10 protein-coding genes are annotated in these 9,099 nt (G+C 63.2%); 3 read left to right on the top strand and 7 right to left on the bottom strand.

Features of this window, described 5'->3' with window-relative positions; genetic code table 11:
* Window positions 1–19: 19 nt before the first annotated feature.
* From ACE3OO_RS17265 to ACE3OO_RS17255, 3 genes are all read right to left on the bottom strand, one after another.
* On the bottom strand, window positions 20–2,095 hold the full coding sequence (locus tag ACE3OO_RS17265) for an AsmA family protein (protein WP_374304735.1): 2,076 nt from the start codon (window positions 2,093–2,095) through the stop codon (window positions 20–22).
* Window positions 2,083–2,796, bottom strand: coding sequence for an HAD-IA family hydrolase (locus ACE3OO_RS17260; protein WP_374304734.1), 714 nt, complete (start codon window positions 2,794–2,796; stop codon window positions 2,083–2,085). The genes ACE3OO_RS17265 and ACE3OO_RS17260 overlap by 13 nt, the downstream gene beginning before the upstream one ends.
* Before the next feature lie 111 nt (window positions 2,797–2,907).
* Window positions 2,908–3,279: a hypothetical protein gene (locus ACE3OO_RS17255; protein WP_374304733.1), complete on the bottom strand. Its 372-nt coding sequence runs from the start codon at window positions 3,277–3,279 to the stop codon at window positions 2,908–2,910.
* Between the two features lie 140 nt (window positions 3,280–3,419).
* On the opposite strand from ACE3OO_RS17255, the gene queF reads away from it, so the two are divergent.
* Both queF and ACE3OO_RS17245 read left to right on the top strand, forming a co-directional pair.
* Complete coding sequence (gene queF, locus ACE3OO_RS17250; protein ID WP_374304732.1) at window positions 3,420–3,908, top strand: preQ(1) synthase; 489 nt, start codon at window positions 3,420–3,422, stop codon at window positions 3,906–3,908.
* Window positions 3,909–3,912: 4 nt separating this feature from the next.
* The gene (locus tag ACE3OO_RS17245; RefSeq protein ID WP_374304731.1) at window positions 3,913–4,725 is read left to right on the top strand and encodes a hypothetical protein; all 813 of its coding nucleotides are present in this window, start codon (window positions 3,913–3,915) and stop codon (window positions 4,723–4,725) included.
* Here the strand turns inward: ACE3OO_RS17245 and ACE3OO_RS17240 are convergent.
* Complete coding sequence (locus ACE3OO_RS17240) at window positions 4,700–5,320, bottom strand: cysteine hydrolase family protein (RefSeq protein ID WP_374304730.1); 621 nt, start codon at window positions 5,318–5,320, stop codon at window positions 4,700–4,702. The two genes, ACE3OO_RS17245 and ACE3OO_RS17240, sit on opposite strands and share 26 nt — an antisense overlap.
* Window positions 5,321–5,420: 100 nt before the next feature.
* Here ACE3OO_RS17240 and ACE3OO_RS17235 point away from each other — a divergent pair, with 100 nt between their 5' ends.
* A complete protein-coding gene (locus ACE3OO_RS17235) occupies window positions 5,421–6,293 on the top strand; it encodes a LysR family transcriptional regulator (protein ID WP_374304729.1) in 873 nt (290 codons plus the stop codon).
* On the opposite strand, the gene ACE3OO_RS17230 is transcribed toward ACE3OO_RS17235, so the two are convergent.
* Genes ACE3OO_RS17230 through ACE3OO_RS17220 form a run of 3 tightly spaced genes read right to left on the bottom strand, consistent with a single transcriptional unit; the run spans window position 6,290 to window position 8,985 of the window.
* Entirely contained in the window at window positions 6,290–7,612 is a 1,323-nt protein-coding gene (locus tag ACE3OO_RS17230; protein WP_374304728.1) for a DUF3422 family protein, read from the bottom strand. The genes ACE3OO_RS17235 and ACE3OO_RS17230 overlap by 4 nt on opposite strands.
* The gene (locus ACE3OO_RS17225) at window positions 7,600–8,583 is read right to left on the bottom strand and encodes an RluA family pseudouridine synthase (RefSeq protein WP_374304727.1); all 984 of its coding nucleotides are present in this window, start codon (window positions 8,581–8,583) and stop codon (window positions 7,600–7,602) included. Before ACE3OO_RS17225 ends, ACE3OO_RS17230 begins: the two co-directional genes overlap by 13 nt.
* Before the next feature lie 39 nt (window positions 8,584–8,622).
* Window positions 8,623–8,985: a hypothetical protein gene (locus ACE3OO_RS17220; protein ID WP_374304726.1), complete on the bottom strand. Its 363-nt coding sequence runs from the start codon at window positions 8,983–8,985 to the stop codon at window positions 8,623–8,625.
* Between the last annotated feature and the right edge of the window lie 114 nt (window positions 8,986–9,099).

Below are 9,099 nucleotides of genomic sequence, written 5' to 3'. Positions count from 1 at the left end.
GCCGGCTTATAACCGGCCATCAGCGCCCCAGCAATCCACCCAGCCCCTTGCGCAGATCCTGCAGCGGGCTCGGCTGTTGCTGCTGTTGCTGGCTCGGCTGTGTCGAGGATTGCGGCACAGGCCGCCCCTCGGCCAGGGCCGTGGCTTTGGCGCAGGCGGTTTCGGCATTGTCGCCTCCCGAACCCAGAGCCGGCGACAGCAATGCCAGGGGCCCCAGCGCCGCAATACCGGCCGCCGTACCGATCACGCTTTTCGCCAGCGCAGCCGGATCTGGGGTGAAACTGGGGTCGAGCAGCATGCCGCGCACCCGCACCGGCGGCAGGGCAGCGGCCAAGCCGGTATCGCGCGAGGATGGGATGATACGCAGATCGAGCTGCTCGGTGCCAAGATTGATCGTTCCGTCGCCCGTGACCGTGAGGCTCCCGGTTTCTGCAAGCAAAGCCTTGGGGGTCACGACTCCCGCCTTGATATCAAGGCCGGTCACGACGCAATGCAGCTTGGTCTTGGCTGTGGCACGGCCGAGGACACTCACCGCATCGGCCAGACGCGGCAGCGTGGCGCGAACATATTCTTCCTTCAGCTCGCCCTCACCCACCTTCAGCACGGCTTTGCCATTCAGGCCCGCCATGATTTGCCGCAGGCTGGCACCCTGGCTGCTGACATCCAGCGCAAGATCAGTGGCGCCGCCGCGCCGTATGACATCGGTGATATCGGCCTTCTGCAGATAATCGCTCAACACGATGCCTTTGCCATTCAGCTTGGCGATCAAGGCTTTAGATTTGCCGTTCAGCGTGATGTCGCCGTTCAGGCTGCCGCCAGCAAGCTGCTGGATTGCCGGTTTGAGCTGCAGCACGCCATCCTTCAGCACCAGATCGAATGCCAGCCCCTGCACATCCAGGCTGGGCGCCTTGAACCGCTCGGCCTTGTAGGCCAGCACGGCATCCACGGCGTTCAGGCCGTCCAAGGGCAACGGATCGTTGCTGAACAGGCGCCCATCTGATTTGGCTTCCGATTTGGCGGCTGGCGCTGGCACCCCGCCACTCCCGCCGACTGCTGCGGGCTTGGCCCCGTTGTTCTTGGGCATCAGCTTTGTTGCATCGAAGCTCTTCGAGGCGAGGTCGAGTTTCACCGCAGGCCTTGCCCCGGCCAGATTGATCTCGCCGCTCCCCGTCAGATCGCTGTCGCCCAGCTTGGCGGCAATCCCAGAGAGGCTGTAACGCTGCGGCCCCGGGTCCTTCAGTTCAGCCTGCAGGTTGACGGGCACGGCCGGTGCCGCCGCTCCGAACTTGGTCGCCACGGCCGCCAGATCAGGAATATCGGCCGCGATTTTCAGCGCCAATCCCTTGGCTTGCATCGGCTGGGCAATACTGCCGTCGATGCTGGCCTTGGCGCCGGGCACGGTGACTGCCATCTTGATCGGCCATGGCCGCGTCTGGGCCATCAGGTCGTCCAGGCTGCCCAGGGTGCCTTCGGCACGGATTTCATTGCCATCGACCACGGCGGCAAGCCGGGTCGCCAGCAAACCGCCCGATGCCTGCTTAACCGACAGTTCGCTTAGGTTCACATCATTGCTAGCGCCGCTCTGGGCATCGCGGTATGCCAGTTTCACATTCTTGAGTGAAACATCCGAGATAACTGGCAACCCACTGAATCCACTGTCTTTAGACTCGGTCCTGGACTGCCCTGGCGCGGCAGCCGGAGCGCCCGGCTTGGCCGGCTGAAACTCCCAGTTCGCCTGGCCCTGGCGGTTCTTTTCCAGCAGCAAATCGACATCGGCTAGAACCAGACGATCAATCTTGATCTGCCGGCCGAGCAGGGCAAACAGGTCAACCTGGGCCGTGAATTCGCCGATAGTGGCCATCTGCGGGCGGCTGCCCCAAGCGGCATTGGCGAAACTGACCTGCTTCACACCGACGCCTAATGGCCAGAGGCTCAGCTTCATGTCCTGGGCAATTTCCAGCTTGCGGCCGGTGGCATCTTCAATCGCAGCCACGATCTGCGGCTTGAAACGGTTCACATCGATGGTCAGCACAGCGATGGCGACGGCGGCAACCAGAACGGCCAGGATGCCCAAACCCCATTTCAGCGCACGCATACGGCACCTCCCATCAATTGATTCACTAGGTCAGGAAGTTCCCCAAAGTTATTGATTATGTGTAGCGCTCCAGCCTTAGCGAGCACGTTCTCGTCATGATAGCCCCAAGCTACGCCAATGGCTGGAACCCCGGCATTGCGGGCCATTTCGATATCGTAGGTGGTGTCTCCTATCACCACCGTAGAGGCCGGAACGGCGCCGGTTTCCGCCATCGCCTGAATAACCATATCGGGTGCTGGCTTGCCCGCCGCAACCACGTCATTGGTCTGCAGGGTAACAAAACGGCCGACGAGGTTATGAGTTGCCAACGTGAAATCGAGTCCTCGCCGAGCCTTGCCTGTAGCAATCCCCAGCAGGAACCCAGCCATCTCCAGGCGGTCGAGCGTCTCGACCAGCCCCGGAAACAGCGGTTCGCAATGATCCGGCGCCAGCCGTTGGGCAATGGCGGCTTCTTTGTAGGCCTCCACCACCGCCGCCAAGGTTGGGCCCCCGGGGGGTAACAGGCTTTCAATCGCGGTAGCCAAGGGCAGCCCCACGGTGCGACGTATACAATCCGGGTCGGGAAGTGCCAGTCCATGGGCGCCAAAAGCGGAATGCATGGCCGCAACGATATGATGCTGGCTGTCGACCAGCGTGCCATCGCAGTCGAAAATCACCAGACGGGGCGGTTCAAATTCCAAATTGGCGGTCAGGTTATCCATCGCCCGAAAATCGCATGCCCAGAGAAATCCCTCAACCGCACACCTAGCCCGAAAAACCGACAAAAAAAGCCCCCGCTCATCGCGGGGGCTCCGACTGGCCGTCACTGCGCCTCAGTTGACGGCTTTCCGGGTATCCTTGGCCTTCTGGTCGGCCTTGCGAAGGTCGGATTTCTTCTCGTCGGCCTTCTTTTCCGCCTTCTTGGCATCAGCCTTTTTTTCGTCGGCTTTCTTCTCGGCTTTTTTCGCGTCGGCACGAGTCTGGCCTGACTGACCCTGAGCAGCCGGATTGGGAGCCGCCGGGGTGGCTGGCGTTGCCGTGGTCACGCCCGGCTGGGCCGGGGTAGCAGGCTGGGCCGGAGCGGCGGGCTGAGCCGGAGTCTGGATCTGCTGCGCATAGGCTCCGCCGGCCAGCGACAGGACGCCCAACGACAGGGCGCTGGCAAAAGCGGCGCCGGTAGCGAACGATTTCAGACGAAAGGTCATATCTGCCTCCTTGGGGGCAATCGATGATCCGGCCGGGCATCCGTGATGGATGCTGCTGTTCTGCCGGACACTTTCAATCTGGCCGCCGATCATGGCAGCACGGGGATGCAATAAAGGTATTGTTGTGGCAAAACAGGGCCATGGCAAAGCGCAAAACATCCCCTTCATCCACCCCTCATTACCCGCAGCTCACCCAGCTCGGGCAGGCGACGGATCAGCCCCTCAGCCCCTCTGAGGCGAAACTTGAAACCGTGCCCAACCCCCAGCCCGGCACGCTATATCTGATCCGTTTCGTACAGCCGGAATTCACCAGCCTGTGCCCGATGACCGGCCAGCCGGATTTCGCCCATCTGGTGATCGATTACGTGCCAAACCGCAGCATCGTGGAATCCAAATCCCTGAAACTGTTCCTCAACAGCTTCCGCAACCATGGCGCCTTTCACGAAGATTGCACGGTCAGTATCGCCAAGCGCCTGGTGCAGGCGATGAAACCGCGCTGGCTGAGGATTGGCGGTTATTGGTATCCGCGGGGCGGCATGCCGATCGATGTATTCTATCAAACCGGCAAGCCGCCCGCCGGCTTGTGGCTGCCGGACCAAGGCGTCGCTTCCTATCGCGGTCGCGGCTGAGCCCATGTCCGGGCGCGTTGCGCTGATCCTGGTTTTGCTCGCCGGCCTGACGGCTTGCAGCGGCATGGAAAACAGCGTGCGTGACCTGAATCGCAGCCTGTATCGGAGCTGGGCCGGGAGCGACAATCGTCCCAGCCGCAACACCTCGGCGGAAGAAGTCACGGCAACGGCCAGCGGTGTCCCCTGCTTCAACAGCGATACCGGCCTGCTCTACACCAGCCAGACCGGCCGCTGCGCACCGGGCTATGCTCCCATCGGCATGGATCAGGCCGAACGGCAATTCACCACGACGCGCGCGCCAGTCGCGGGCCGCGGCGCACCCGAAATCGCACCGATCACATCGCGCAATGCCGCCCCGGCCAGGCCTGGCGCCGTGCCGCAAAGCAATACGCCGCCAGCGGGACCAAGCGCCTATTCGGGCACGCCTTATGCCAGCAACGCCGCGCGCGTTGGCGACGGCGTATACGCACTCTGCTACAACGAGAGCACAGGCAATGTCTTCGAGGCGCAGGTTTGCCCGGCCGGCAGTCGCTGGATCAACTCGGAGGAAGCCGAGTTGCTGCAACGTGCACAATTGGCCGAAGCCTCATGGTGTTTTTTCCCGACCCGCAGTCTGCTCTATCGCAGCCGCACCTGTCGCCCGGGCGACCGAAAGCTGACCCTGGCCGAGGCCAACTCGGTCTGGGAGACCCTGCCGGCTGACCGCCGGACGCGGCAGCGGCCTTCGGAAACCGGTGGTCCCATCCAGCCGGTGCCACCCGCCGATGCCGCGCCGCGCGGTGGTGTAAACGCTACGCCGCTGCCTGCACCGAAATAGCCGAAGCATTGCGCACGACCACGGCGAAGCGGTCGTTCAGCGCCGTCATGCTGATACGATGCAAGTCGGCCGCCGGAACGACAGCGTCGCCCGTAGGATCAGGCAAATCGCGCGTGGCGCAGGCATCGGCCACCACGACGCCGCGATAGCCATGATCCAGGGCACTACGCGCCGTGGCGCTGACGCACATATGGCTCTGGAAACCGGCAATGATCAGTTCCTTGCGACCCAGGCCGCGCAATACACTGTCCAGATCGGTATTGGCAAAAGAGTTCGGCAACGCCTTGGTCACCACCGGCTCACCTTCCAGCGGGCGAATCGTGGAAATGAAATCCGCCTTCGGGCTTTCTGGATTGAACAGCGCCCCGCCCGGCCGGCCATGATGCCGCACATGTACCACCGGAGCACCAGCGGCCCGGGCGGCGGCCAGCAGGCGGCCAATTTCGGCCACGGCGGCATCGATGCCGGGCAGCGGCAGGCCGCCCGCGGCGGTGTATTCGACCTGATGGTCGATCAGCAGCAGGGTCGCGTTCTGCCACAGGATGGGCTGACCGGCGACGCCGGCCATCTCGAGCAATGTCTTGGGGCGGGTCATGATCTGAGTCCTTTTGCAATAGGCCATACGTTATCGGCTATTTCGGCCGGTCCTGATTTAGCGGCTGGCCCCCTCTGTGCGAATTCCGTAAGATCGCGCGATGCCTGTTCATAAACGCACAGATGATATCGACTGGAACGACCTGCGTTACGCCTTGGCGCTGGCGCGGCATGGCAGCCTATCGGCCACGGCACGGCTGCTGAAGGTGAACCATGCCACGGTAGCTAGGCGTATCGCCGCGTTGGAAGCCAGCCTGGGCATTGTGCTGTTCGAACGGCGGGCCCGGGGATATCGACCTACGGCCCAGGCCCAGCCTGTATTGCAGGCGGCCGAACAGGTGGAAGTGCCTTTGCTGCGTCTGGGCCGGCTAGCCGATGCCGAGCGCGGCCAGCAGCTCGAAGGCAATGTACGCGTCACCTGCACCGAGGGCATCGCTAGTCATTGCATCGCGCCACAACTGGCGGCCCTGCGACAGCGCTGGCCTGGATTGCAGATCGAAATCACCGTCGAGCATCGCTCACTCAGCCTCGCCCGTCGCGAGGCCGATATCGCGATCCGCTGGGCGCGCCCGCAAAGCGGCGAGCTTTATGCCAGTCGACTGGGCAATGTGCCATACCGGCTGTATCGCAATCCCCTCACCGGTGATCGTTCGGTTATTGCCGCTTTTGATGAAAGCCTGCCTGACCTGCCGGAAACCCGCTGGCTGGCAAAACAGAAAACCCTCCGGCCGGTGATCCGCAGCAACAGCATGCTGCCGCTGGTGGCCGCTGCCCGTGCCGGCGCCTGCGCCGTGCTGCTGCCCGAATTCATCGGCCGGCAATTCCCGGAACTGGTGGCCGAGCCCGGCCGTCCGCCGGTGTCGCGCGAATTATGGCTGGTGCTGCATCGCGACCTGCGCAGGACGCCGCGCGTGCGCACGGTAGCCGATTTTCTGGGTGCCGCAATCCGCGCGTTGCTTCGCCAATCGTCTTAGTGCAGCCCATCCTTCTGCAATGAACGGCGAAAGCGCCGCAGGCCCCACCAGACCACGCCAGCCACGATGGGAATGGCGATACCGATGGCAATTTCCTTGTTCACCGGCAGGCCCATGGCATGCAGAGCCTGCGCGCCATATCCCACCAGGCCGACGAAATAATAGGTGATCGCGGCAACCGACAGACCTTCAACGGTTTCCTGCAACCGCAACTGCAAATGAGAGCGCCGGTTCATCGCATCGAGCAGCTCGACATTCTGACGTTCCAGCGAAACGTCGACGCGCGTGCGTAGCAGGTTGGCCATTCGAGTAGCGCGGCGCGACAATCCCTCGATGCGCTCGGCCATGGTGATGCAGGTTCGCATGGCCGGCGACAGACGCCGCTCCATGAACTCGCCAATGGTCGGCAGTCCTTCGATACGCTCCTCGCGCAGTTCGGCGATACGACGTTCGACCAGCGCGTGATAGGCCCGCGCAGCACCAAATCGATAGGGCGTTTCCACCGCCAGCGTCTCGACCTCGGCGGCAAGGCCGGCAATCTCGCGCAGCAAGGTCTGCTCGCTTTCATGGGCGACATCCACCATGCGGCCAGCCAGCGTGGCAAGGCCATGCTCGAGCTGGGTGATGCGCGGCGCCACCTGCTGGGCCAGCGGCAGGGCCAGCAGGGCCATCATGCGATAGGTTTCGATTTCCAGTAATCGCATTACCGCACGACCGCGCTGGGCGTCGCTCAAGCCACGATCATGCACCAGGAATCGTACGGTGTCGTCGGCACCGAGGAAGAAATCGGTCCAGACCGTGGCATGCTTGCTGGCAATCCGGCTGGCCACCAGGGTCGGGCCGTCGAACAGGCGCTGCAGCAACGCGGCATCCGGTTCTGGCTCATGAGCCGCCAGCAATGTCACATCGGCACTGACCATCAGTTTGCCGGGCAGCGTATCCAGCCAGCCTGACGGCAGCGGCAGACCCGCGGCCCGGTCATCCAGCGGGGCGCCGGGCTGACGACGCAAATAAAGCGTGTAGGTCGAGAACTCGGTGCGTTTTTCCCAGATCAGATGCGCAGCGCCATTAAGCGGAATCGCCACATGTTTCGTGCCACGCATCGGCTCAGGCTGCCCAGCATGACGGCATAACGCGGCCAGTTGATCATATTCGGCGGCATTCTCACCAGCGTCGAGCAGAAGGCCGAGATGCAGCACGCGGGCCGGCGCCGCCAATGGCAACGGCGGGCGGGCGTGCACCTCGCCGGCCAGGGCTGGCCGCAAAGGATGGGCGCGGTTACGCAGCCCTTCGGGCAGCAATGGCCCTATTCCAGCCATTCATCCGCCTCTTTATCAATCTCAAGTCCCAGGAAATCCCAGGTCGCCTGCATATGCGGCGGCAGCGGGGCGTGCACCTGCAGAAAACCGCCAGCGGGATGCGGCAGCCGGATGGCGCGCGCATGCAGGTGCAGTTTGCGGCTGACACCGCCGGTCAGATAAGCCTCGGCGCCACCGTATTTGCCATCGCCGACGATAGGCGTACCCATGGCGGCGGCATGCACGCGCAGCTGATGCGTACGGCCGGTCAAGGGTGCCATTGCCAGCCATGCGGCCCGGCGGCCGGCCGTATCCACGGTGCGATAGAGCGTGACGGCGTTTTTGCCGTCTTCCTCATCGGCGACCATGCGTTCGCCGGCAGCACCGGGCAGTTTCGACAGCGCGAGCTGGATCTTGCCCTGGCGATGCTCGGGCACACCCATCACCAATGCCCAGTACAGCTTGTGCGCCTCGCGGGTCTTGAGCGCATTGGCGAGTTTCGCCGCCGCCGAGGCTGTTCGCGCCAGCAACAGCACGCCGGACGTATCCTTGTCCAGGCGATGCACCAGACGTGGACGTTCAGCGGCGCCGAATTTGAGATAGCCCAGCAGGCCATCCAGATGCTCGCTCTGGCCAGTGCCACCCTGCGTGGCGAGGCCGGGTGGCTTGTTGATCACGAGCACGGAATCATCCTTGTGCAGGATCGCCGCTTCCAGTTCGGCGATGCGCTCCGGGTTCGCCTTGGCCGGCCGGGGTTCGCGCGGCCTATCGTCATCCTTCGGCGGTTCGCCCAACGGCGGAATCCGGATCGCCTGCCCCGCTTCCAGCCGCGTGGATGCTTTGGCACGACCGCCATCGACACGGACCTGCCCGGTGCGCAACAGCTTCTCCAGCTTGGCATGACCAAGCCAGGGATAGTGACGTTTGAACCAGCGGTCGAGACGAAGATCGGCCTCGCCGTCACTGACGGTGCGGGTGGAAACCTGGGACATGGTGCTACTCGGAAAGAGGAAAACGATGAAACGAAACACTTACCGCCAGACGCGGCGCACACGGTCAAGCTCTTTTGGTTCCTCGGGTGCCGCTTCGACGGGCTGGGCCGCGCGCTCCCGGGCCTTCTGGGCCTGTCGCTCGATCCATTCCTGCCGCATCTGCTCGTGGCCTTCCAGCGACTGCACCTCAAGCTCGCAATCCTGCGCCACCTGAAAGATGATCTGCCGGGTCACATTCTGGAACTGGGCGAGTTTGCGATAGAAGCAATCCTCGCGGCTCGGGATGCTGCCGGGCGTATAGAAGGGCTTCTCGCGGCCTGGCCCGGTCATATAGGTGTAGAGGCCCGCCACAATCAGCAGGACAAGCGCCAGACCACCCAAGATGCTGAACCGTTGCAGCACTGAAAACCGTTCCGCCAAGCTTTCGCGTCGAGATAGCATAATTTTATTAGTATATAGGAATTACCGTCGCGGCACAGCAGGGGCAGCTTGGTTAACGATTATATTGGCGGATTT

This window comes from Ferrovibrio sp., from assembly GCF_041906005.1.
Classification (GTDB): domain Bacteria; phylum Pseudomonadota; class Alphaproteobacteria; order Ferrovibrionales; family Ferrovibrionaceae; genus Ferrovibrio.
This window is presented reverse-complemented; position numbering and strand designations above follow the sequence as displayed.